At 61.7% G+C, this 21557-nt stretch carries 30 protein-coding genes; 25 read left to right on the plus strand and 5 right to left on the minus strand.

Annotated elements, in window-relative coordinates:
- The first annotated feature begins 65 nt into the window (after positions 1–65).
- The 6 genes from BKX93_RS24405 (at position 66) to BKX93_RS24415 (ending at position 4870) form a co-directional block, all read left to right on the plus strand.
- Positions 66–1349, plus strand: a complete 1284-nt coding sequence (locus BKX93_RS24405; protein WP_145929222.1) for a hypothetical protein — start codon at positions 66–68, stop codon at positions 1347–1349.
- A gap of 92 nt (positions 1350–1441) precedes the next feature.
- A complete protein-coding gene (locus tag BKX93_RS25015; protein WP_186009481.1) occupies positions 1442–1618 on the plus strand; it encodes a YdcA family protein in 177 nt (58 codons plus the stop codon).
- 8 nt (positions 1619–1626) lie between these two features.
- Positions 1627–2406 (plus strand): hypothetical protein, encoded by a 780-nt coding sequence (locus tag BKX93_RS23320; protein ID WP_145929223.1) that lies wholly within the window; start codon positions 1627–1629, stop codon positions 2404–2406.
- 292 nt (positions 2407–2698) lie between these two features.
- Positions 2699–3004, plus strand: coding sequence for a hypothetical protein (locus tag BKX93_RS24410; RefSeq protein WP_070978458.1), 306 nt, complete (start codon positions 2699–2701; stop codon positions 3002–3004).
- The gene (locus BKX93_RS23330; protein ID WP_083340393.1) at positions 2992–3570 is read left to right on the plus strand and encodes a phage antirepressor N-terminal domain-containing protein; all 579 of its coding nucleotides are present in this window, start codon (positions 2992–2994) and stop codon (positions 3568–3570) included. Before BKX93_RS24410 ends, BKX93_RS23330 begins: the two co-directional genes overlap by 13 nt.
- 316 nt (positions 3571–3886) lie before the next feature.
- Positions 3887–4870, plus strand: a complete 984-nt coding sequence (locus BKX93_RS24415; RefSeq protein ID WP_145929224.1) for a hypothetical protein — start codon at positions 3887–3889, stop codon at positions 4868–4870.
- A gap of 53 nt (positions 4871–4923) precedes the next feature.
- Here the strand turns inward: BKX93_RS24415 and BKX93_RS01985 are convergent, their stop codons facing one another.
- Together BKX93_RS01985 and BKX93_RS24420 are read right to left on the minus strand one after the other, a co-directional pair.
- On the minus strand, positions 4924–5364 hold the full coding sequence (locus tag BKX93_RS01985) for a hypothetical protein (RefSeq protein WP_070978460.1): 441 nt from the start codon (positions 5362–5364) through the stop codon (positions 4924–4926).
- A 148-nt stretch (positions 5365–5512) separates the two neighbouring features.
- Positions 5513–5878 (minus strand): hypothetical protein, encoded by a 366-nt coding sequence (locus BKX93_RS24420; protein WP_145929225.1) that lies wholly within the window; start codon positions 5876–5878, stop codon positions 5513–5515.
- 174 nt (positions 5879–6052) lie between these two features.
- Between BKX93_RS24420 and BKX93_RS01990 the strand changes: the two genes are divergently transcribed.
- The 11 genes from BKX93_RS01990 (at position 6053) to BKX93_RS02040 (ending at position 16464) form a co-directional block, all read left to right on the plus strand.
- Positions 6053–6337: a phage tail assembly protein gene (locus tag BKX93_RS01990; protein ID WP_070978462.1), complete on the plus strand. Its 285-nt coding sequence runs from the start codon at positions 6053–6055 to the stop codon at positions 6335–6337.
- Between the two features lie 138 nt (positions 6338–6475).
- A complete protein-coding gene (locus BKX93_RS01995) occupies positions 6476–8662 on the plus strand; it encodes a phage tail tape measure protein (protein WP_070978463.1) in 2187 nt (728 codons plus the stop codon).
- Positions 8662–10023: a DNA circularization protein gene (locus BKX93_RS02000; protein WP_070978465.1), complete on the plus strand. Its 1362-nt coding sequence runs from the start codon at positions 8662–8664 to the stop codon at positions 10021–10023. The genes BKX93_RS01995 and BKX93_RS02000 overlap by 1 nt, the downstream gene beginning before the upstream one ends.
- Complete coding sequence (locus BKX93_RS02005) at positions 10016–11146, plus strand: phage baseplate assembly protein (protein WP_070978467.1); 1131 nt, start codon at positions 10016–10018, stop codon at positions 11144–11146. The genes BKX93_RS02000 and BKX93_RS02005 overlap by 8 nt, the downstream gene beginning before the upstream one ends.
- Positions 11143–11727, plus strand: coding sequence for a phage baseplate assembly protein V (locus BKX93_RS02010; protein WP_070978469.1), 585 nt, complete (start codon positions 11143–11145; stop codon positions 11725–11727). The genes BKX93_RS02005 and BKX93_RS02010 overlap by 4 nt, the downstream gene beginning before the upstream one ends.
- Positions 11724–12119, plus strand: coding sequence for a phage GP46 family protein (locus BKX93_RS02015; protein WP_083340396.1), 396 nt, complete (start codon positions 11724–11726; stop codon positions 12117–12119). Before BKX93_RS02010 ends, BKX93_RS02015 begins: the two co-directional genes overlap by 4 nt.
- Positions 12116–13195 carry a baseplate J/gp47 family protein gene (locus BKX93_RS02020; RefSeq protein ID WP_083340397.1) on the plus strand — a complete coding sequence of 360 codons (1080 nt, stop codon included), beginning with the start codon at positions 12116–12118 and terminating at the stop codon, positions 13193–13195. Before BKX93_RS02015 ends, BKX93_RS02020 begins: the two co-directional genes overlap by 4 nt.
- Positions 13186–13785, plus strand: coding sequence for a YmfQ family protein (locus BKX93_RS02025; protein WP_070978470.1), 600 nt, complete (start codon positions 13186–13188; stop codon positions 13783–13785). The genes BKX93_RS02020 and BKX93_RS02025 overlap by 10 nt, the downstream gene beginning before the upstream one ends.
- Positions 13782–15035 carry a tail fiber protein gene (locus tag BKX93_RS23335; RefSeq protein WP_244887225.1) on the plus strand — a complete coding sequence of 418 codons (1254 nt, stop codon included), beginning with the start codon at positions 13782–13784 and terminating at the stop codon, positions 15033–15035. Before BKX93_RS02025 ends, BKX93_RS23335 begins: the two co-directional genes overlap by 4 nt.
- A gap of 10 nt (positions 15036–15045) precedes the next feature.
- A complete protein-coding gene (locus BKX93_RS02035; RefSeq protein ID WP_070978471.1) occupies positions 15046–15648 on the plus strand; it encodes a tail fiber assembly protein in 603 nt (200 codons plus the stop codon).
- Between the two features lie 93 nt (positions 15649–15741).
- On the plus strand, positions 15742–16464 hold the full coding sequence (locus tag BKX93_RS02040; protein ID WP_070978472.1) for an autoinducer binding domain-containing protein: 723 nt from the start codon (positions 15742–15744) through the stop codon (positions 16462–16464).
- A gap of 112 nt (positions 16465–16576) precedes the next feature.
- Here BKX93_RS02040 and BKX93_RS02045 read toward each other — a convergent pair whose 3' ends face one another.
- Genes BKX93_RS02045 through BKX93_RS25960 form a run of 3 tightly spaced genes read right to left on the minus strand, consistent with a single transcriptional unit; the run spans position 16577 to position 17622 of the window.
- Positions 16577–16930, minus strand: coding sequence for a hypothetical protein (locus BKX93_RS02045; protein WP_070978474.1), 354 nt, complete (start codon positions 16928–16930; stop codon positions 16577–16579).
- Positions 16927–17274: a helix-turn-helix domain-containing protein gene (locus tag BKX93_RS02050; RefSeq protein ID WP_070978476.1), complete on the minus strand. Its 348-nt coding sequence runs from the start codon at positions 17272–17274 to the stop codon at positions 16927–16929. The genes BKX93_RS02045 and BKX93_RS02050 overlap by 4 nt, the downstream gene beginning before the upstream one ends.
- A gap of 6 nt (positions 17275–17280) precedes the next feature.
- A complete protein-coding gene (locus BKX93_RS25960; protein WP_070978479.1) occupies positions 17281–17622 on the minus strand; it encodes a helix-turn-helix domain-containing protein in 342 nt (113 codons plus the stop codon).
- 95 nt (positions 17623–17717) lie between these two features.
- Here BKX93_RS25960 and BKX93_RS02060 point away from each other — a divergent pair, with 95 nt between their 5' ends.
- The 8 genes from BKX93_RS02060 (at position 17718) to BKX93_RS02095 (ending at position 21555) form a co-directional block, all read left to right on the plus strand.
- Positions 17718–17930: a helix-turn-helix transcriptional regulator gene (locus BKX93_RS02060; protein WP_070978481.1), complete on the plus strand. Its 213-nt coding sequence runs from the start codon at positions 17718–17720 to the stop codon at positions 17928–17930.
- Positions 17931–18053: 123 nt separating this feature from the next.
- On the plus strand, positions 18054–18584 hold the full coding sequence (locus BKX93_RS02065; RefSeq protein ID WP_070978483.1) for a phage regulatory CII family protein: 531 nt from the start codon (positions 18054–18056) through the stop codon (positions 18582–18584).
- A 127-nt stretch (positions 18585–18711) separates the two neighbouring features.
- Complete coding sequence (locus BKX93_RS02070) at positions 18712–19047, plus strand: hypothetical protein (RefSeq protein ID WP_070978485.1); 336 nt, start codon at positions 18712–18714, stop codon at positions 19045–19047.
- Between the two features lie 20 nt (positions 19048–19067).
- On the plus strand, positions 19068–19709 hold the full coding sequence (locus BKX93_RS02075) for a tyrosine-type recombinase/integrase (RefSeq protein WP_070978486.1): 642 nt from the start codon (positions 19068–19070) through the stop codon (positions 19707–19709).
- Between the two features lie 82 nt (positions 19710–19791).
- Positions 19792–20334: a BRO-N domain-containing protein gene (locus BKX93_RS02080; RefSeq protein ID WP_070978488.1), complete on the plus strand. Its 543-nt coding sequence runs from the start codon at positions 19792–19794 to the stop codon at positions 20332–20334.
- A 12-nt stretch (positions 20335–20346) separates the two neighbouring features.
- The gene (locus BKX93_RS02085) at positions 20347–20682 is read left to right on the plus strand and encodes a hypothetical protein (RefSeq protein WP_145929227.1); all 336 of its coding nucleotides are present in this window, start codon (positions 20347–20349) and stop codon (positions 20680–20682) included.
- Positions 20683–20707: 25 nt separating this feature from the next.
- Entirely contained in the window at positions 20708–21010 is a 303-nt protein-coding gene (locus BKX93_RS02090) for a helix-turn-helix domain-containing protein (RefSeq protein WP_070978492.1), read from the plus strand.
- The gene (locus BKX93_RS02095; RefSeq protein WP_070978494.1) at positions 21007–21555 is read left to right on the plus strand and encodes a phosphohydrolase; all 549 of its coding nucleotides are present in this window, start codon (positions 21007–21009) and stop codon (positions 21553–21555) included. Before BKX93_RS02090 ends, BKX93_RS02095 begins: the two co-directional genes overlap by 4 nt.
- Positions 21556–21557 lie beyond the last annotated feature (2 nt).

Raw genomic sequence — 21557 nt, forward strand, 5'->3', positions numbered from 1 at the left:
CGGCCTTGTGGCTGGGGTTTTCTTTTGGCATATAATATGCATTTTGTTTACTTTTGGGCGGGAAAATGGACGGGATAGATGCTGTTGATTCGTTAGTACATGCGTTAAAAAATTCAGCGAATGTAATTAGGCTTTCTCACGCGGAGGATACAGTTTTATCAATGGAGATGACTGGGGCTCCGGCTATAAGTAGAGATCAATTGGCAAGCTTATTTGATGATTTGGCTAATAAGATTCATATATACCAATTTTCATTATCCGAGATTGATACAAAAGTTTTTGAAAGGCTCGCGGGTTCGCTGGCAGCAGTAGTTGAAAATAATGCTGAATATATGTGGGGGGGTGTGCTTGGTGCGGGTGGGCCATATGTCAGTTCAATATTTGAAAGTTATTTGGCGTGTAAGGAGTACTTGTTAAATAAATATCCAAAGATGTTTGCCGTGGTGTCGGATGAGTCTGAATTGTATAGTATTGATGAGTTGACAGAAGCATTGGATGGGTATGAGGGCATACGAGATAAGCTGGCAAGGATAAAGAATGCTAGTGATGAGATGTTGCATTTGGATCTTAATAGGCAGCAGGTGAACTTGGCTGTGGGGTTGGCAACTCAGCGTGCACAAGAGGCAGAAAAGGAAACACTTAAAATAAAAGGGTTTGTAAAGGAAATAGAGCAAGCCTCAGAGACTGCGACTAATAGCACAGGCATGATTGATGAGATTTTAGATAAGTGTTATGAAGCATTGAGGGAATCGACAAATTCAGCTCTTGCGGGTTCATTCACTCATAGGGCTCATGATTTAAAAGTTACTATACGTTGGTGGATAGCTGGATTGATTTCTGCATTGCTGGCAGGTGCTTTGATAGGATATTTTCAGATAGATCATCTTTCCACCGTTGCTAAGAGTGAAAATCAAATTTACTTTATTTTCAATGTGGCTTTGGCGCTTCTATCAATGGCTGGCCCTGTGTGGGTTGCTTGGTTGTCAACTAAACAAATTAATGAGAGATTTAGACTTGCGGAAGATTATTCTTACAAGGCAGCAGTTTCAATTGCATATGAAGGGTATGTGAAGGAGGCCGAGAAGTTAGGGTGGTCACATCAAGATAAGCTATTTAATGCGGTGCTCTCAAAACTGGATGAACACCCTCTTCGATATGTTGGCAAGCGAGTATATGGTAGCCCTTTTCATGAGCTATTAGAGATGGATGTGGCAAAAGAATTTGTAAAGGGTTTGCCTAAATTGGTTGAGTCAGTAAAAGATATAATTCCAAGTGCAAATAAAGAGAAAGTTGAATCTAAGCAGGAAGAAAGAAAGAAGAAGCCGATAATTGGAAATGAAGAGGCTTGAGTGTGAGGCCTGTCCTTTGTGGCAGGCTTTTCTCTTTGATGATGATTTCGTTATTCGGGACAATGTCACTCCCATTCCGTGAGGACCACAATATGAAAAAGCTCGCCTTCGCTCTCCTGTCCCTCTCCCTGCTGGCAGCGCCGGCCCTGGCCGAGCGCGGCAACAAGCCGTGCTCTGGAAAGAAGGGCGGTGTGTCGCACTGTTCCAACGGCAAGTTCGTCTGCAATGACGGCTCCATCAGCAAATCCAAGAAGGTCTGCTCAAAATGACACGCTCCATGATGAAGCCGGTGCTGCTGGGCCTGGTTATTGTGGGCTTGGCCGGATGTAGTGAAGCGGTGCCTGAGGCGCATGTTCAGTATCAGAAAGACCCCACTTTTTTAGCCCTAGGTGCCAAGGGGGAGCAGGCGCTTGCGGCATTCCATCAAGCGTGTCCGCAATTTCAGGCTTTCGCTTCTGATTTCGAGAACATCAAGCTTTCCTCTTATACCGTGGCTACTCCCAGGGAACTGGGTTGGCATCAAGGAGCGGAACTCAGTTTCAAGGTCAAAGACCAGCCAAAGCATACGGAGCTAATCCAGTCACGCTCGTTTGGTCATAACTGTTGGATCAGCATGGGTGGTGGTGATGCGCCGGGTATTGTCAGCGGCAAGCAAGCGTGCTCTTCAATTTGCGGGGCTACGGATGCGAATGCTGGCGGTGCCTACTATATGGCTGTACCAGATATGGCCGTGCTGGAGTCTGCGGAGGAGGCGAAAGCGATTGAGGATAAGCGTGTGGCAGCTGGTGCATCCGATGTGACCATCCTGACGAAGAAAGCACTGAAGGGAAATTATCAAGCGCAGCGGAATCTGGCTTATGAATACCAGCACGGTCGAGGGAGTGCACCTTACGACCCACCGCGTGCTTGCGCGTGGCGCGGTATTATTATGGCTTCTGGATCACCTAAGGTTGATGAATCGGACCAGAGCAACTTGGAGCTTGCTTGTGGCAGATTGACGCCGGCTCAAAGGGAGCAGGCTGCTAGGATATTTTCGGAAATTGCAGAGGTGCTCTAGGCGCATTGATTTCATGTTCCATTTGACATAGCCCGCCCGTGCGGGCTATCGTCATATCCGGTGCTCAAAACACCACAAACGACTAGCGGTTACCGCACCCGAAAGACAGCGGTTTTTTTGCGTCCATAGTTTTTGCATTGGCCCATTTGTGGGACAATGCGCGTCCTATGGCCGGGTGTGCGGCTAATACAATACCCGCAAGGGGAATATGCCCGCCGACTAGTCGCGGTTTTGAGCACCCGGCCACCCTCTCAAAAGGGGTGAACTCAAAGATACGACTAGGAGGCCCGCCATGGCCACGATCGACCCCGTCTGTGAGGCGCGTCGCGCCCTCAGGCATATCAGCCGCGTAAAAACCCACCTCGACCAACTGCCCGACACGCTGCGCGGAGAGATTTTCCGCCTCCCGGCCCGGCAAACCCCGCTCATCCTCGCGCTGTCCCCGGAAACCCTGCACGACCTGCTGGAAGCCATCTACGGCGTGGAGTGCGCGCGCGAGCGGCTGCTGCAATCGCTTACGGCCTTCGGCCAGCCCAAGGAGACGAAGCCGGCCGGCGTCAAAGCCGGAAAGAGGAGGGCTGCGCCATGCAACAGTTGAACTTCGCCCCAGTGCCGTTCCGCGGCGCCACGCTCTATCTGGTGGAGCGCAACAGCGAGCCCTACACGCCGATGAAGCCGATTGTTGAAGGGATGGGAATCGATTGGAGAGGGCAGCAAGCCAAGCTTTCTGCGAACGGTGGCCGCTGGGGTATGGAGATAATCTCCATACCTTCGGGAGGTGGTGAGCAGAACATGCTGTGCATGCCGCTGCGCAAGCTGGCCGGCTGGCTGATGACCATCCACCCCAACAAGGTGAAGCCGGAGATCCGCGACCGCATCGTGGCCTACCAGAACGAGTGCGACGAGGCGCTGTGGCAGTACTGGACCACCGGCATGGCCATCAAGCCCGGCATCAGCCCGCCGCTGCCGGCGCGCGACTCCTTCCTGGAGATGCTGGTGAAGGAGTTCGGCAAAGGCAACCTCGCCGCCGCCGAGCTGCTGAAAAGCCGCTACGGCCTGGCGCTGGACATGGAAGTGCAGCGCAAGCAAAACGCCTGGAAGCGGATGACCAACAAGCAAAAGCTGGAGGAGTACGGCAAGCGCTTCCACCCGGGGGAGGGCTAGCTGCCGACGGCGTGGCCCTGAAGGCGGTATGCAAGCTTTCGAGTCGTGACGATAGGCTAGGTCTGTGTTCAACCCCGTGAGGAGGACGGCATGGACCCAACGCTCTCGTTGGTTCTGTTGATCGCCCTGATCGTCGCGATCAAGGAATGAGGATAGGAAGCGCTAAGCCCCGCAGATGCGGGGCTTTTTCATGTCTATTGCGTCTTGATTTCGCCTGTAGTTCATATGGTTGGAAATCGCAACGGCAATAAGTTTGACAATCCCGCTGCTTCTAATGTTAAATGCATATGACAAATAAATTTACAAGGAGCCCGTGATGAAGAAAAAAATAATTCCCGTATTAATGCTGTCAGTTTTAGCGCAGTTTGCACATGCGGAGTATCTGAGTACTGCAAGAAAAAGTAGCACATTAGTTACAGTTAATTTTAAGGGTACGAGCATTAGCTATGATTTGATGAAAAATCAAGCGGCTATGCAAAAGCTGGAGCAGCTTACTCAAGCTAAAAATGAACTGGCGAATGGTTTGAATGCAAAGTTGGCTGAGTTGGCCAATCAGCAAGGTGCTGGATTTAGCTATGGGAGAATCGAGGGTGATCCTAATATAACAATTACTCCGAACCCAGCGGGATATCTTTTGATGGGGTTGTCTGGAGTTAGTTATGCAGCGGGAGCGCGCTATTCAAAAAGCAAGTGGGGCGTTTTAAAGGCTGATTGTGATATAAATATTAGGCTGGATAATATTTCCGCGGTTGCTCAATATGGCTCATCAAATGGCCAGCCAAGTGGTGACGCAAGTTTTTCAGCCACGCCAAGTTCTAGTACTTCTTGTGATGCCAGCCTTCTTGGCGTGCCTTTGAACTGGGTTCCATTTCTGGGGCAGTGGATTGATAATAAAGCGAACAGTATAGTTTTGAATGGCGTCCGTAATGGGCTGTCCAAGGTTAAGGATGGTTTGTATTTTGATGCGGGTCAAAACTGGCAAACGGGTATTGCTCAAATTATTCCGCGAGACAAAGTGATTAAGTTGCCCGATGGTAGCACTTTCCCCATTGGCGCTTATATTCAAGATAACTTGAGCTATATTATTTCGAATAGCAATGTTAGTATGAAAATTGGCCAGCTGTTTAAGAATACTAGTTATTTCTATTCAAAGGATCAAACTGGACTGGAGTTGGTATTTAGAGTTGTCGAATTTAAGTTGAACTCCCCAGCCTTGTCATTTGATGTTGGTGTTTTTGATCATGCGCAGGTAACCGGGTGCTATGTGCCAAAGGGCGCAAAGCAGTGTATTCCGGAGTAATCTGACGTAGATGGTATGTTTTAAAGCCCCGCATCCGCGGGGCTTTTTCATGTCTAGCTCTGTTCTGGCTCCGGCAGCTGGGTGTAGTAGGTGACCAGCCCGCCGCCCACGGCTGCGGAGGTGCACAGGTAGAGGTTCTGCAGCATGTTGCCCATGAGGGAAAGCTCGCCTTCGTCTACGTGGAAGACAGAGCGGAGGAAGTTCAGCTGCTCGGCGATGAGCGTGCCTGCGGTGACGCCCATGATGATGAGGCTGAAGCCGGCCGCAAAGATGCGGACCTTGGACCGGCTGCCGCTGATGGTGCGGAGTACGACCATCAACAGGACCATGAACACGAACAGCTCGAAGATCAGGATGTTGCGCAGGTTGGCCACTGTCAGCAGGGGGAAGAGGAGCATTCTTTCCAGCACCACCAGCATCATGGGCATGGCGATGATGGTCATTGTGTACAGCGTGTCTTTGAGATCGAGATGCAGCCAACTGGGGAGTTTCATGATGAGCGCCTAAGAGTGTGCGGGGTATGCATTGTAAAGTTTAATTACAGGCCTGCATCCCCGCCTTATTGCCAAGGCACTTCAATTTATCAATTCTATCCTTTTAGATACTGTATTTGAAAAGGCTGACTATTTTAACTGTTGTTGCTTAGTTCTCCAGAGGGTCTGTCAAATATCTATTCAGTATGCCGCAGGTAATTTCAGTTGGTTCGTTGCTCTGATCTACATTGATATGGCATTTTAGGGTTGAGACTTTTGCTCCGGTAAGATCTAAGCTAATGTGGCCGGGATTTCCATGAATGCCCGTGGAGGTTATTCTTACCCGGCACTGGGCCGAGGAGACCTCTTTTGCGCATTTTGAAAGTATTGTTTTTCCAAATTGGTTTTTGACTTTGTTTAATATGTCATGCATCTCGGTCTGAGCCGGAGAGCCGGATACTGGGGGGGCTATATCTGCATGAGCAAAAGCGATGGGGAAAAGAATAAAAATGGCAAGGGGGATAAATTTTTTCATTTCGATTCCTCGGCAGTTTAAAGGGAGCTCCATGGTGCTGCCCTCTTAGAAACGAAACGAGATGTGGCTTGTGAATATCCGCGTCTGAATCCACCCCTTATCCCGCCATCCACTACCGCCCACACTGCCAGCATGGCGCACCCGCGCCTGTTCTTTTCCTTTCCCGGAGCTGGCATGAGCACCAAAACCATTCCCCTGAGGCACGGCCTGAAGATCGGCCAGAACACCTACAAGTCCATGACCCTGCGCGCGCCGAAGCTGGGCGACCTGATCGACGCAGAGCAGGACACGCCGGCTAGCAACCTGTTTGCCTTCCGCACGGCGCTGATAGCCCAGGTGGCCGTGAGCGCCGACGACTTCACCGGCCCGTTCAGCCTGGGCATGTTGCGTGACCTTGAGCCGGAGGATTTCAACCTGCTGACCGATGGGCTGAACGCGCTGCAGAAAGCGGGGGAATAAGCGGGGAGCGCCGGGCCGGGTTTTGGGACGGCGTGCTGCTGCTGCTCACCCGCACCAGCATGACCGAATCCGAAATCCTGGCGCTCCCCGAATGGCGCTACCGCCATTACCTGTCACGGCTGACTCAAGAGAACGACGATGGATAGCCTGGAACTGAAAGTCCGCATCGCCGCCGACTCAAGCGGCTACGAGAAGGCGCTGGCGCAGGCTGCGGCCACCACCGGCCGCAACAGCGACACCATCGGCCGCAGTTTGGCCAACGTGAATCGCTCTTTGCATGGGGTGGGGCGTGAGGCCACGCTGCAGGGCGGCGCGATCGGCCGCGCCATGCGCCAGGCCGGCCAGGCCATGGCCCAGCTTGGCCGCGGCAGCTACTTCGGCCGGCTGGTGGGCGACCTGTCCAAGGTGCGCCGCGAAAGCCGTGAGGCCTGGCGCCAGCTTTCCACGCTGGAAAAGACCACCGATCGGCTGCGCAAGGCGGGCGGATTGGCCGTGGGCGTGGCCGCCGGCGGATACGCGTTGAGCGGGCCGATGAAGGAGACGATGAGCTATGAGCGCCGGCTGGCAGGCATGGCCAATACGGCGTTTGCGGAGCGAGATTTGGCCGGCCGCAAGAAGGGCATGGGCGAGCTGGACAAGGCGATCCGCACCGCGGTGCGGGATGGCGGCGGCACGATAGACGGCGCGGCGGAGACGCTGGACAACCTGCTGGCGTCCGGCGCCGTAAGCCAGGGCACGGCGATGAAGCTGCTGCCCACGCTGCAAAAGTACTCGACGGCCAGCGGCGCGGACTCCAAAGAACTGGGCAACATCGTTATCCGCTCCCTGCAGAGCTTCGGCATCAAGGAAGACCAGATGCCGCTGGCGCTGGACATGGCGATCTTGTCCGGCCAGGAAGGCGGTTTCGAACTCAAGGACATGTCCAAGTGGCTGCCGCAGCAGATGGCGGCCGGGCGTTCCATCGGCCTGTCCGGCATGGCGGGCCTGGGCAAGCTGCTGGCGCTCAACCAAGCGGCGGTGATCACCGCCGGCACCAAGGACGAAGCCGGCAATAACCTGGTGAACCTGCTGCAGAAGATCAACAGCCAGGACACGGTTCACGACGCCAAGAAGATCGGCATCAATCTGCCCAAGGAGCTGGCGCAGGCGCGCTTGAAAAAGGGCATGGACGGCGTGGATGCCTTCGCCGCCATCATCGACAAGCTGATGCAGAAAGACCCGGTGTCCAAGAAGATCGCCGCGCGAATGCAGCAGGCCAAAGGCAAGGGCGAAGACCAGGACGCGGTGTGGGAGAGCCTGCAGAACCTGCGGCAGGGCTCCATCGTGGGCAAGCTGGTGCAGGATCGGCAGGCGATGATGGCGCTGCTGGCGCTGATCAACAATCGCCAGTACGTGAAGGACATCGAGGCCAAGCTGCCCAAGGCCGCCGGCACCGGACAAACCAATTACGACCTGATCGCCGCCACGCCGGACTTCAAAGCGGAGCAGCTGAAGAACGAGAAGGACATGGCGGCCAAGGATGCGCTGTCGCCGCTGAACCAGGCCTTTGGCGACACGGCCGACAAGCTGGTGGCGTATGCCCGCGAATATCCCACGCTGACCACGGCGCTGACGGGCGCGACAGCCGGCTTTGGCGCGTTGGCTTCCAGCATGGCGGCGGGCGGCCTGTGGTCTTTCTTCACGGGCGGCAAGGGGCCGAAGGGCGCAGTGCCGGTTCCTGGAGGGGCGGGCGCCTCCGCGGTGGAGCAGGCCATCGCCCGCAAGCCTGGCCTGATGGAGCAGCTGGGGGTGAAGCCAGTGGCGAAGGCTCAGCCGCTGGCCGGCGCAAAGGCTGCGGGCTGGATGGCCGGCATTCAAGCGCTGATTGCCCTGCTGTACACGCCCAATGAAGAAAAAGACGAGCTACACAAGGGCGCGCAGGTGCGCACGGACCTGGAGAAGCGATACGGGAAAGGCCTGGTGGATGCCGCGCGCGATCGCTACAAGCCGTGGTACCAGCTGGGCAGCTTCGACAACGAAGAAGAGCAATGGGTACGCAAGTACCTGATGGACCAGCGGCAGGGCAAGAGCAATGAGGCCTGGTTCGCCGGCCTCAAGACCCCGGCGCCGCAGCTGCCGGCCGGCGGCGACAATCTGGCCCAGGTGTTCGGCCAGAACCAGCAGGTGACCGAGGCGCTGCTGAACCAGGTGAAGCAAACCAAGATCGGCGGCACGGTGGATGTTGTGATCCACGCGCCGCCCGGGCTGCAGGTGGAGACCCGCACCAAGCCGCTGGGCCCGACCACCACCATGAACGTGGGTCGCTCCATGCAGGGGGCCAACTGATGGCGGCCAAGCCCGACCCGATCTATGGCAGCTGGCGCGGCCGGCCGTTCTATTTCAAGAGCGCCGGCGCGGAGGTGGGCCGGCGCAACGTGCTGCACGAATACCCGTACCGGGACATCCCCTATGGCGAAGACCTGGGCCGCGCGGCGCGGGTGTACCGCGTCACCGCGCTGTTCATCGGCCCGACGGCCGCCCAGGATCTGCAGCTGCTGCTGGACGACCTGGAGGCCCCTGGCCCGGGCGAGCTGGACCACCCATACCACGGCCGGCTGCTGTGCCAGCTGCAGGGCAAGGCGACGGTGCGCGATCCGGATTTCATCGGCGGCGTCACCGAAGTGGAAATGGTGTTTGTTGAGGCTGGCCAGAACCTGGAGCCGAACGCCGCGGACGATACCGACGCCCAGCTGGACGAGGCTGCGGACGAGGCCCTGGCCGCCAGCGGTGAGGAGCTGTCCCGCAACTGGCTGGACGACATCGTCGGCCTGGCGGAGGAGGCCGCCGCCGTGGTGGAGCAGCTGTGCGCCACGCTGGAGAGTTTCCTGGCGCCGCTGGACGCCGCGCTGGCATTCGTGGACGGGGTGATCAACGCTGTGCAGCGCATCATCAACGCGCCGTTGGCGCTGGTGGGGCGCATTCAGGGCCGCATTCAGTCGCTGATCGGCCGGCTGCGCAACCCGTTTTCCGGGCTCTCCAGCTGGCGCAAGCTGCTGCGCGGCGACGTGCTGCACCCTTACCAGACGCTGGAGCCAAACCGCGGCCGGCGGCCCGCCGACACGCCGGGTGGCAGCAGCTCAGGCGGCAGGCCTGCCGGCGGCGCGGCCACCTACAGCGCGCGCCCGGCCTGGGCGGTGGCCGCCGCCCAGCGCATTGCCAGCCAGCAGCGCGCCGGCGGCGGGGCGTCTTCCGGCGGCGTGCCGGCCGGCAGCCGCGGCGCGGCGCAGTCAGGCCAGGCGCAGACGCTGCCGCTGATGCCGCCATCCCTTGCCGACTTCGTGCGCCGGGTGCTGGTGATCGAGGCCGCCCGTTCCATTCCACGCGTGCAGTTCGAAAGCAAGGCGGAGCTGCAGCAGGCGAGGGAGGTGATCCTGGACGCGCTGAACGTGGAGCTGCAGGCGGCGCCGGACACGCTGTATCCGGCCATGCAGGCGCTGCGCAAGGCTGTGGCGCGCAGCCTGGCAGCGCGGGCGCCGACGGTGGCGGAGCTGGACATCCTCACCACCCACGCCACGTTGCCGGCGCTGGTGGTGGCCTACCAGGCCACCGGCGGCGTGGAGGTGGCGGCGGATCTGGTGGCGCGCAATGGCGTGCGCCATCCCGGATTTGTGCCGGCCGGGCGGCTGGAGGTGCTGCGCCATGGCTGACGTGTGCGAGCTGCGGGTGGGCGGGCAGATTTTTGGCGGCTGGACGGATATCGAGATCCAGCGCGGGCTTGAGCAGCTAGCCGGCCAGTATTCGTTGCAGGTGACGGAGCGCTGGCCAGGGCAGGACGAGCCGCGGCCGATCGTGCCCGGGCAGCGCGCGGTGTTGACCATAGACGGCGAGCCGGTGGTGACCGGTTACGTGGACGAGTGCAACCCGGGCTATGACGCGTCCAACACCTGGTTCCACGTCTCCGGCCGGGACAAAACGGCGGATCTGGTGGATAGCAGCGCCATCCATAAAACCGGCCAGTGGAAGGGGGCCAGCATGGCCCGCATCGCCCGCGATCTGCTGGCGCCGTTTGGCGTGGAGGTGGCGGTGGGGGCGCGCGCCGGCGCTGCGAATCAGGCCATTCCCTCGTTCAACATCGAGGAGGGGGAAACGGTGTTCGACTGCCTGGAGCGGGCGGCGCGGCAGCAGGCGCTGATGATGTGGACCGACGGCCGCGGCCGGTTGGTGATCGACCTGCCCGGCACCGACCACGCCCAGACCGCGCTCAACGAGGGCGAGAATATCCTGCGCGCGGACGGCCGGTTCAGCTGGCGCGAGCGCTACAGCGAATACATCGTCAAGGGGCAGGCGCGAGGACACGCCCAGCACGCGGTGAAGGGCAGCGCCAAGGACAGCGCCGTCAACCGCCACCGGCCGCTGATCGTGCTGGCCGAGGACAACACCCACGGCCCCAGCGCCGCCGAACGCGCGCAATGGGAATGCACGGTGCGCCGCGGGCGCGCCAACCGCGCCACCATCCGGGTGCAGAGCTGGCGGCAGGCCGGCGACGCTGGGCCGCTGTGGGCGCCCGGGCTGCGGGTGACGGTGAACGCCCCGCGGCTGCGCATCCGCGCCGAGGCGCTGATTGTCAGCGTCACCTACCTGAAGAACCCAAACGACGGCACGGTGTGCGACCTGGAGATTGCCGACCCGCGCGCGTTTGACCTGCTGTCCGGTGTGCGCACCGCCAAGCTGGGCTCTCACGGCACCAGCAAGCACGGCCTGGCCAGCGGCAAGGGCGACAAGCACGGCAAGAAGAAAAAATCCGACGATGACGACTGGGGGAGCTTATGAACGCCTGGCAAAAAATGCGCCTGATGGTGGCGCGGGGCATCGTCAACCTGGTGAACGACGCCGGTGGCCTGCAGCTGCTGCAGATCTCCGCGCTGGACGGCGAAACCCGCGACGAGGTGGAGCGCGCGCAGAACTTCGGCACCACCAGCCACCCGCCGGCCGGCAGCGTGCCGGTGATGGTGGCGGTGGGCGGCAGCCGCGACCACCTGGTGGCGGTGGCCGTGGACAACGAGGAACACCGGCCCAAGGGCCTGAAGGCGGGCGAGAGCGCCACTTACAACGCCGCCGGCGTGCTGTTCCTGTTTGACGACCAGGGCAACGCCACGCTGACGTGCCGGCGATTCATCGTCAACGCGAGCGATGGCATGGATGTGGCCACGCCGTTGACCACATTCAGCCAGGCGGTGACGGTGGGCGGGTTGTTCACCTACAAGGCCGGCATCAACGGCACCGGCGCCGGCACATTCAGCGGCGGCTTTACCCACAGCGGCGGCGGCTTCACTTCCAACGGCATCACCCTGCACAGCCACGCCCACGGCGGCGTGTTGAAGGGCGGCGACATGTCAGGCCTGCCGGTATGAGCCGCCGCCTGGTAGTAGATCTGTCCGCGCCGCTGCCGCTGGCGCTGTTTGCCGACCCGATCGACAGCGCCATTGTGCTGTCGCTGTTCTGCGATGCCCGCGCGCTGCCGGACGATCGGCAGACCGATCCCCGCGGCTGGTGGGGCGACGTGCTGGCCGGCGTGCCGTATGACCGTTGGGGCAGCCGACTGTGGCTGCTGGCCCAGCGCGCCAAAAACACCCCGCAAACGCTGCGCGACGCCGCCCATTACGCCCGGGAGGCGCTGCAGTGGATGGTGGACGACGGCGTGGCGCGCAGCCTGGACGTGTCCGCCCGCGCCGCCGGCGACGAAACCCTGCTGCTGACCATCATCCTGGACGGCAGCGCCATCGATCTGGAGGTGACCACGTGATTCCCCGCCAAACCCTGGCCGAGATTGCCCGCCGCGTGGAGGCGGAGCTGACGCTGCAGACAGCCAGCGACCCGCTGCGGCGCAACCTGTTCACTCCGCTGGCGCGCGGACTGGCCGGCGCGGTGCATGGCCTGTATGGACATCAGGATTGGATCGCCCGGCAGATCCACCCCATGGAGTGCGACGAGGACACGCTGGTTTCAGTCCACGCCGCTATCTGGCTGCCGGATGGACGCAAGCCGCCGGCCGCCGCCAGCGGCAGCGCGCGCGCCACCGGCGCCAACAAGGCCCCGCTGCCCGCTGGCGAGCAGCTGGCGCGGGCCGATGGCGCGCTGTTTGCCGTGGTGGATGGCGTCACCCTGCCGGATACCGGCACGGCCGCCGCTACGGTGCGGCTGATCTGCGTCCAGCCCGGCGCGGCCGGCAATACCGAGCCCGGCGCCCGGCTGCGGCTGGTCAACCCGGTGCCGGGCATCAACGGCGAGCTGGAGGTGCTGGCTCCGGGGCTGTCCGGCGGCGCGGATCTGGAGAGCATCGACGAGCTGCGCGCCCGGGTGATGGAGGCGCGCTATAACAGCGGCCAGGTGGGCCGGGCCCAGGACTGGGAGCTGTGGGCGCGAGAAGTGCCGGGCGTCACCCGCGCCTGGGCGGCGCCCAAGTTGTTGGGCGCGGGGTCGATCGGCGTGTATTTCGTCCGTGACGGCGACCCGGACATGATCCCGGACGCCGCCGAGGTGGCGGCGGTGCAGGATCATCTGGAGCAGACAGGAACGCCGTTCAGCGAGATCTACGCGCTGGCGCCCATCCGCCGGCCGATTGATTTCCGCATCCGGCTGACGCCGGACACGCCGGCCATCCGCCAGGCGGTGACGGACGCGCTCGCCGCATTACTGGCCAGCGAGGGCGCGCCGGTGCGCAGCGGCACCATCACCCCCGTCACCATTCCCCGCAGCCACATCACGGAACAGATCTCCGGCGCGCCGGGCGAGTACGACCACCAGCTGCTGGCGCCGGCGACGGACATCGTGTGCGGCGTGGGCGAGCTGGCGGTGATCGGGAACATCACATGGCAGTGACCGCTGCCCACTACCAGCAGCAGCTGGCGGCGCTGCTGCCGCCCGGCCTGGCGCTGATGGCGGAGGACGACAGCGAGCTGGCCACGCTGCTGGCGGCGCTGGCCGCCAAGCTGGCCGACGCGGACGCCCGCGCGCAACTGCTGCTGCAGGAGTCCGACCCGCGCCGCGCCCAGCTGCTGCTGCCGGAATGGGAGGCCAGCCTGGGCCTGCCGGACGCCTGCACCGTGGGCGAGCAGACGCTGTTGGCGCGCCAGCAGGCGGTGGTGGCAAAGCTCACCGACGCCGGCGGCGCGCGCGCGCCGCGTTTCCTGCAGCTGGCGGCGCGGCTGGGCTACCCCGGCGCCACCATCACCCGGTATCGCTACCACCACTGCGAAATGAGCTGCGAGGAGCCGCTGCAGGACATTGGCTGGCGGCACACCTGGGCGCTGAACCTGCCGGCCGGCACGCGGGTGGTGGAGGCAACAACAGAGTCAGGCGCGGAGGAGCCGCTGCGCACCTGGGGCGACACGATGATCGAGTGCGTGATCCGGCGGGAAGCGCCGGCTGTCAGCACGGTTTTGATTGCATATGGAGGGGTAGACCAATGAGACGAGTAGGCGACAACCGCAATCCGGTGCGGGACAAATTCGGCGCGGGCAAACACGGGTTTGGCCCGGGCAATCCGCAAACCGGGCAGCCGGCGACGACGCCGGGATATGAGCTGTTCGACAGCTGGCAGGAGGAGATGGCCAGTGTGGTTGAAGGCGCTGGGTTTGCGCTGAAGCCGGACCAGAACAACCAGCTGCTACAGTCGATCCGCGCCATCGCGTGGGGTAACACTGCCAGCCGGCCGAACACCCTGGATGGGTACGGCATCACCGACGGCGCGACAAAGTCGCAGCTGGCTGCAGCCCTGCAATACGCGCTAGGCATCAACGTTGACCTGCCTGCCGATCTCAACAGCATCAGCATGTCCGGGACCGTGCCATACGACAAAGCGAAAACGAAAAACTCACCGAGCGACTTCGGCGTTGTGCTGACAATCGCCAATCAGATCAACATTCCGCCAACGGGAACCAGCCAATCAGCTTGGGCCTTCCAGAGCGCATTTGGCACCGATGGGTCTCGGATGGTTCGCATGCGGGTGAATGCCGGAAACTGGACAGCGTGGATGGCTGTTGCCGACTCAGGCCCTAGCGGGGTGGCAACTGGGACATACGGTATCGTCACCGTTGATGACCGTGGCCGCGTCACCGCAGCCCGGCAGATGAACGGGGGCGACGTGCCGGGGCATGACTGGAGCAAAATCACCAGCGGCCGGCCGACCACGCTTGCGGGGTACGGCATCACCGACGGCGTGACAGTCACGCAAATGGCGAGTGCCGTGACAAATGCCGTGACGAGTGCTGCGCCGCCTGGAGTGGTCGCCAATTTTGCCATGCCCAATCCCCCGAATGGCTGGCTGATGGCAAATGGTTCGGCGGTCAGCCGCGCCGCCTATGCCGCGCTGTTCGCTGCTATCGGCACCACCTACGGCGCCGGCGACGGATCGACGACTTTCAATCTGCCCGACCTACGCGGCGAGTTTGTGCGGGGCTGGGATGGCGGGCGCGGCGTAGATGCAGGACGGTCAATCGGGACCTTGCAATACGATGCGTTCCAGGGGCACCGGCACAACGTCAACCAGGTTTGGACGACTGGAGCGGGAATCACCTTCCCATCGCCCGGGGTCAACTCCGCCTGGCAGGCGACGATCGATGCGACGGATGGGACCGTGGCGGGGGTGTCGGGAGCGCCGCGGGTCGCATCAGAAACCCGTCCCCGCAACGTCGCGCTGCTCGCGTGCATCAAGTTCTGAGGAGTCCATCATGCAAAACAAAACCGTTTACGGATATCACCCTCAGACCGGCGAATATACCGGGGAAACGACAGCGCAGCGCTCGCCACTCGAAGCCGGGGAGGTCTATCTGATCCCAGCCTGGGCTGCCGAAGCCATGCCGCCGGCGGCCGCCGCCGGCTCCGCCGCGGCATTCCGCGCGAACGACGGCACGGTGCCCGCGGCAGCGGCCGGCGGAAACTGGCGCGTGCTACCAGATTGGCGCGGGGTGCCTTTGTGGAGTACGTCCACCGCGCAGCGGGTTGTCGCGGCACTGGGCGACACGCCGGCGAGCCTGGGGGCCACGGAGTTGGAGCCGCCACCGTTCGGCGTCTGGAATGGCCGTGGCTGGGTGGTAGACGCTGCCGCGCTGCAAGCGGCGCAGAAGACAAGCGCCGAGGCCGAGGTTGCCTTCAGGCGCTCGCAGGCAGACGCCGCGGTTGTGCCCTTGCAAGATGCCGCGGATCTTGGCATCGCCACAACCGCGGAGACTGAGCTGCTGACGGCCTGGCGGCGCTACCGCGTACTGTTGTCGCGCGTGCCGCAGCAGGCTAAATTCCCAACGCAAATCGACTGGCCCACCCCTCCGGCCTGATGCCGCAGGAATTTTTAACGAGAACCCGCTCCCCAGCGGGTTTTTTTATACGTAGTTTTAACTAGAACGGAATGAAGACCACGATGAAACGCCATGCAGATCTCTCAAATAGGACGCCTCACCGAACATCTGCTCGCGCTGCTGGAAACCCTGGTGCGAGTGGATGACATGGAAGGGCTGCGGCAGTTTGTCGCCGCCTGGAACCAGCTATTGCCCGGCGGAACGCGCGTGATTCTCGCCGCCCAGCGCGGCGGCGCGATGTTCGCGCTGGCAAATGTCGGCTGGTCCGAGCAGTGGATGGCCGGTTACGCACGCAGCGGCGCGCATGAGCGGGACCCGGTCTGGAATGGGCCGCAAGGCAAGCTGTTGCTGTGGTCCCGGCTGCTCTCCGTCAGCAGCGACCCGGTGCGGCGCAAATTCATCCAGGCCGCCGCCAACAACAACATGCTGAACGGCGTCAGCTGGGTGGAACAGCGCGGAGACGTGAGGCTGGCGCTGTCTTTCGCCGGCGTGGAGGTGGAGCAAGATCCGCTATCCCAACAACTGATTGAGGCGCTGGCGCCGGCGGTGATGGATGTCGCCCTCCGGCTGATCTATCAGCAGCCGGATCTGTCGGGATTGGATAAACGAGATTGTCATATCCTGCAGCGCATGCTGGACGGCTTGGGCGACGAGGATATCGCCGGCGAGGTGGGGGTGTCGGTGAGGACGGTGCGCGACAGGATCAATAAAATCAGGGGATTGCACGCGGCGCGAAACCGGATTGACCTGGTCCGGCGGCTGTTCAACATCAGTGCAGATTTAACCGCTGTATAGGCGAACTGTGTCGTTTTTGATGTCAGAAGTGCGATTGTCTGGAATGTAAACGAGGTGAAAAATTAGCTGGCATAACAAAAGGACACCGTGATGATCCAGCTAACCCGCACCTTTACCAATTACCGGCCACTGCATGCTCGCAACCGGCCAGATGCCGCCGGAAGCGCCAGCCGTTCCGGTCCCGCCCGGCGTAGTCCTTGCGCTGATAGGCGTTCAGAAAATCCACCATCTCCGCCAGCGCGGCGCGGCAGTCAGGAAAGCCCGCGCTCTCCGGCCATGCGTTCAGCCGCTGCGCGGCCTCGCGCCGCAGCCTGCCCAACGCCACCTTGTCCTTTGCCTTCCCGGCCCGGTTGATGTCGTCGCGGGCGGCGTGCAGCCAGTCCAGCAGCTCGCGGGCGTCGGCTTGCGGCGCGGCGGCGGCCGGCAGGGCGAGGAAGAGGGCAAGGAGGGCGGCAGCGGGCTTCACTTCTTCAGCCAGTCACGCATGAACTGCAGCAGGGTGGCGCGCTTGTCCCGCGGGAGCTGTTCGAACAGCTCCAGAAGATTCTTCTGGTCTTCGCCCAGTGGTAGTTCTGCAGGTGGAATCTCAGCGGGAACGTAGCTCAACTCCATCGCTCCGCGGCCGGTGGCTAGCCAGTCGTGGCTGACGCGCAGGACTAGGGCGATTCGGGAGAGGTTCTCGGTTGTGGGATCGGTTTTGCCTTGCTCCCAACTGCAGGCACTGGCTTGTGTGACTCCGACTTCGTCAGCCAGCCACTGCTGAGAGTGCTTACGCGCCGTCCGCGCTTCTTTGATTCGGTTGCCTATCATGGCGGGCTATTTGGTGAGCGATCGCATGATCACCATGAGTGCTTGTCTAGTGCTTGCCCCCAGGGTTCTGTACCTGTCCAGAAGTTCGGCCTCATCCGCATTGAGAGGAACGTGGTCATTTACCTGAACGGGAGTGGCGCTGAGATGCATTCCACCACGACCGGTTGCTAGCCAGTCATGGCTTACACGCAACACCTGAGCGATGCGCGAAAGGTTTTCGGTGGTTGGCTCGCTACGGCCAATTTCCCACGCGCTGACAGATGACTGGAGGACACCCACTTCGTCCGCCAGCCATTGCTGGGATTGCTTTCGCGCCTTGCGAGCTTCTTTTATGCGGGATCCGATCATTGTCCAATTTTATGTGTGTTGCGCATATTTGCGTAATGTATTTTATCGTTGACTTTTTAATGCCTATGGAACATATTTGCAACTGACATACATGCATGGAGGACATAAAAATGGTGCTTAGCCCTCTGCGCGAGGCTCGCAAACGTATGGGAATGACTCAGCCGGAATTGGCCCGGCAAGTGTCGGTAACTCAAGGCCATATCAGTCGCCTGGAAAGCAGGAAGGACAACGCCTCGCCCGATCTGGCAAAGCGGCTGGCACAGGTTTTGGACATTCCGGTCACCAAGATTTTGTACCCGGATGAATGAGTGCGCCGCCGGCACGGGCTAAGTGCGGGCGGCGCGGGGTGGTGCTGATACTACGGTGTGGCAACTCCAGTATCGGCGCCTGTTAGACCCACGACAAGTGGGAACCAGCAGGAGTTAATACAAATGAACACTTCCATGGCGGCAAGCCTGCCGTCGGCCCCGGCCGACGTGTTTGGCGCGCTGCATCTTTCGGCCAAGGCCTTTGGCATCACCAAACTGGCGGGCGTGATGCGCGTCTCCGCCGGCGTGCTGACCAACAAGCTGGCGCCCGTCACCCATCACCACAAAGCCACGCTGGATGACTTCATCCAGGTGTTGCGCATCACCCAAGACCTGTCGCCGCTGGACGCGCTGTGCCGGCTGTTTGACAGCGCGCGCTACCAGTTGCCGAGGCTGGACAACGTGTCCGATTCCGCGCTGCTGGATCTGGTGAACAAGGTCCACGCCGAGGGCGGCGATGTGCACCGCTGCATGAACGAGGCGCTGGCCGACGGCATCGTGACCCAGGACGAGTTCAACGAGGTGGATTGCGAGCTGATGGAGTGGATCGCCGCCATCGTGGAGCTGCGTAACCGTTTCGGCAGCCTGGTGGTGAAACCATGCGACGCCAACGGCAACTTGCCCTCCCGCTCGACCCCGACGCTGGCGAACTGACCGAACAGGCGCTGCGCGTGGCGCATCAGCGCGCCAGGCTGCGGCAGCCGTTCGAGTCCGCCATGGAAAACCCGGCGCTGGCGATCTGCATCAAGCGCACCGCGCTGGTTCTGATGAGGAGAAAGCAGTGAGCAATCTGATTCAGCTGTTTACCCCTGGGCATCAAAACCGTTCTGGCCGTTTTCATATCGCTTTGGGCGAGTGGGCGGTGGTGTACGGCGTAACCGATTCGGCATCGGTTTGTTTCCGCCGCGACGGCGGAGGCTTGTCGGTGGAGTGTTTGGCCCGGGACCGGGTGCCTAGCCGGTTTGCCGTTTTGCCGGATGAGCACATCCAGCTGACGGTGTGCGGCAAGCGCCTGTGGCTGTGGGTACAGGCTGTGACCCCGACGCATGTGGTGGTGGACGCCGCGGAGGAGCCAGGCGCGGACTTCGCCCTGGTTGTCATGCCCGCCACCGCCTGACGACTTTCAAGGAGAGAACCATGAAACGCTATTTGACGCCGGCTGAGCGGCATCTGCTGTTCAACGCCGCGTACAAGACCAACGACGACTTGGCCCAGCGGGACTACCACCTGATGAGCGCGCTGTACTACAGCGGCTGCCGCATCAGCGAGTTTCTGGCGGTGTCCCTGGCGGATGCCTGGGACGCGCTGAAGGCGGGCTATCTCTACATCCCGGCGGCACACCGCAAGGGCGGCAAGCAGGACCATTCGGTGCTGCTGACCAAGCCGCTGCGCATGCATCTGGTGGCGCTGCTGAACATGAACCCGTCGCAGAACGGCGCCGATCCGCTGATTACCGGCCGGTTTGGCGAGGCGCTGACGGCGCGGGCGGTGCAGCTGCGGTTTCGCCACTGGGCGACGGAGGCGGGCATCACGCTGCCGGTGTCGCCGCACTGGATGCGCCATACCCGGGCGATGGATATCTTGCGCAGCAGCGAGGCGAAGGAGCCGCTGCTGATCGTGAAGAGCGCGCTGGGCCATTCCAGCCTCAACAGCACGGCGATCTATGCCGCCCCGAGTCGCGAAGAGATTGAGCGGGAGCTGGTGGCGCTGGATGGCAGCGGCGGCCAGCGCACCACGCGGGCCCAGCTGCGCCGGGCGTATCGGCGGAGGGCGGGCTAAGGGGACAGAGCTCTTCTGTCCCCTCCGAAAATTCTTAAACGCAGGGACCGCCGGCCTACCGGCAATTTCTGGAGAACACGAAATGCAATTTGCCCATACCGCAGTGCTGAGCTTTCAGGAAGTGGAATTTGACGTGGTGGATATCCATAACCGGCCGTGGCTAAGGGGACAGCAAATCTCTGTAGCCTTGGGTTACTCCCGTGCCGACCAAGCCTCGGATCTTTTCAATCGGAATGCGGACGAGTTTACCGAAGACATGACCCAAGTAGTGGACCTGCAAACTGCCGGCGGCTCGCAGTCGGTGCGCATCTTTTCGCCGCGGGGTTGCTATCTGCTGGGGATGTTTGCCCGCACCGAGCGCGCCCGCGATTTCCGCCGCTGGGTGTTGGATGTGCTGGAGGGCCATGCGGCGCCGCGGGTGGGGGCCACGATGTCGCAGAGCCAGTTCATGGCGGCGCTGAAGTACCGGCGCACGCTGGTGCGCGATTTGGCCTCAGTGCAGGCACGCGGCGCGGCGGTGGAGCTGTATTCCGACCTGGTGCAGCTGTCCCGGATGTTGGGCAAGGGCGTGGGCAGCCTAGAGGATTTGGCCCCGGCGCTGAAACAGCAGTCGCTGCCGGTGTGACGGGGGATGACGATGACGACCCTCTACACCCAAGCGCTGCAGCACCACACCAACAGCTACCGCGCGGTGCTGTCCGCGCTGGAGCGCCAGCACCACTGGTTTGACCGGGTGGACGACGTGGCGGCGGACATCAACCGCGAGACGCCGCTGCAGGCGCTGGCCAGCTATCACCCCACCTGCGGCTTGTTCATCCGCCTGGGCCGGCCGATTCAGGACACGGCGCAGCTGGGCGGGGTGTGCCAGCGCCACCGGCTGGCGCTGGTGAGGCAGTCGGCTGGCCGCTGGCTGCTGGCGCCCACGGATGGCAAGGACGAAAACCTGCCGGCCATCCAGCTGATTCTGGACTGATCCCTATTTTTTCAAGGAACCCGTGATGAAGACCCAATTGAACCAAACCGCCCGCGAAATCCGCCGCCAGACCGGCCTGAACCAGCAGCAGTTTTGGAGCCGCATTGGCGTGACCCAGTCCGGCGGCAGCCGCTACGAGTCGGGCCGCAACATTCCGCGTCCGGTGCAGACGCTGGTGAGCGTGGTGCATATCCACGGTATCGAGCTGGAGAAGATCAACCGCCACAACGCCCGCGTGCTGCGCGCGCTGCTGGCCGGCGATATCGACATCCAGCCGCTGCTGGCGCAGGTGAAGGCGGCGGAGGCTGCAGGGGAGCGCGCGGAATGACTACGGCCATCATCGAAACCGTGACGGGCCGGCTGGTGGATTTGCTGCATCCGTCGCCGGCGGACATCGAGATCCATGAAATTGTCCATCACTTGGCGCATATCTGCCGCTTTGGCGGGGCGTGCCGGCCGTTTTACAGCGTGGCGGAGCATTCGGTGCGGGTGGCGCGGATCCTGCCGGCGAGGCTGCAGCTGGCCGGGCTGCTGCATGACGCGGCCGAGGCCTATGTGGGCGATGTGGTGACGCCGCTGAAGCGGGTGCTGCCGAGCTACCAGTACACGGAGGGGCTGCTGGCGGCAGCGATCGAGCTGCGGTTCCGCTTGCAGCTGAGCGAGGAGGACCGGGCGGAGATCCGCCGCGCGGACCTGGTGCTGCTGGCGACGGAGCGGCGGGACTTGATGCCGCAGTCTGGGGTGGAGTGGCCGATTCTGGCGGGGGTGGCGCCGCTGCCGGAACGCATCAAACCGATGTCGATCGAGGAGGCTGTGGCCAGCTTTTGCGGGATGTTTGAGGCGACCGCGCAGCTGAATTTGATCGGCGCATGAAA

The sequence above is a fragment of the Chromobacterium vaccinii genome, from assembly GCF_001855275.1.
GTDB lineage: Bacteria > Pseudomonadota > Gammaproteobacteria > Burkholderiales > Chromobacteriaceae > Chromobacterium > Chromobacterium vaccinii.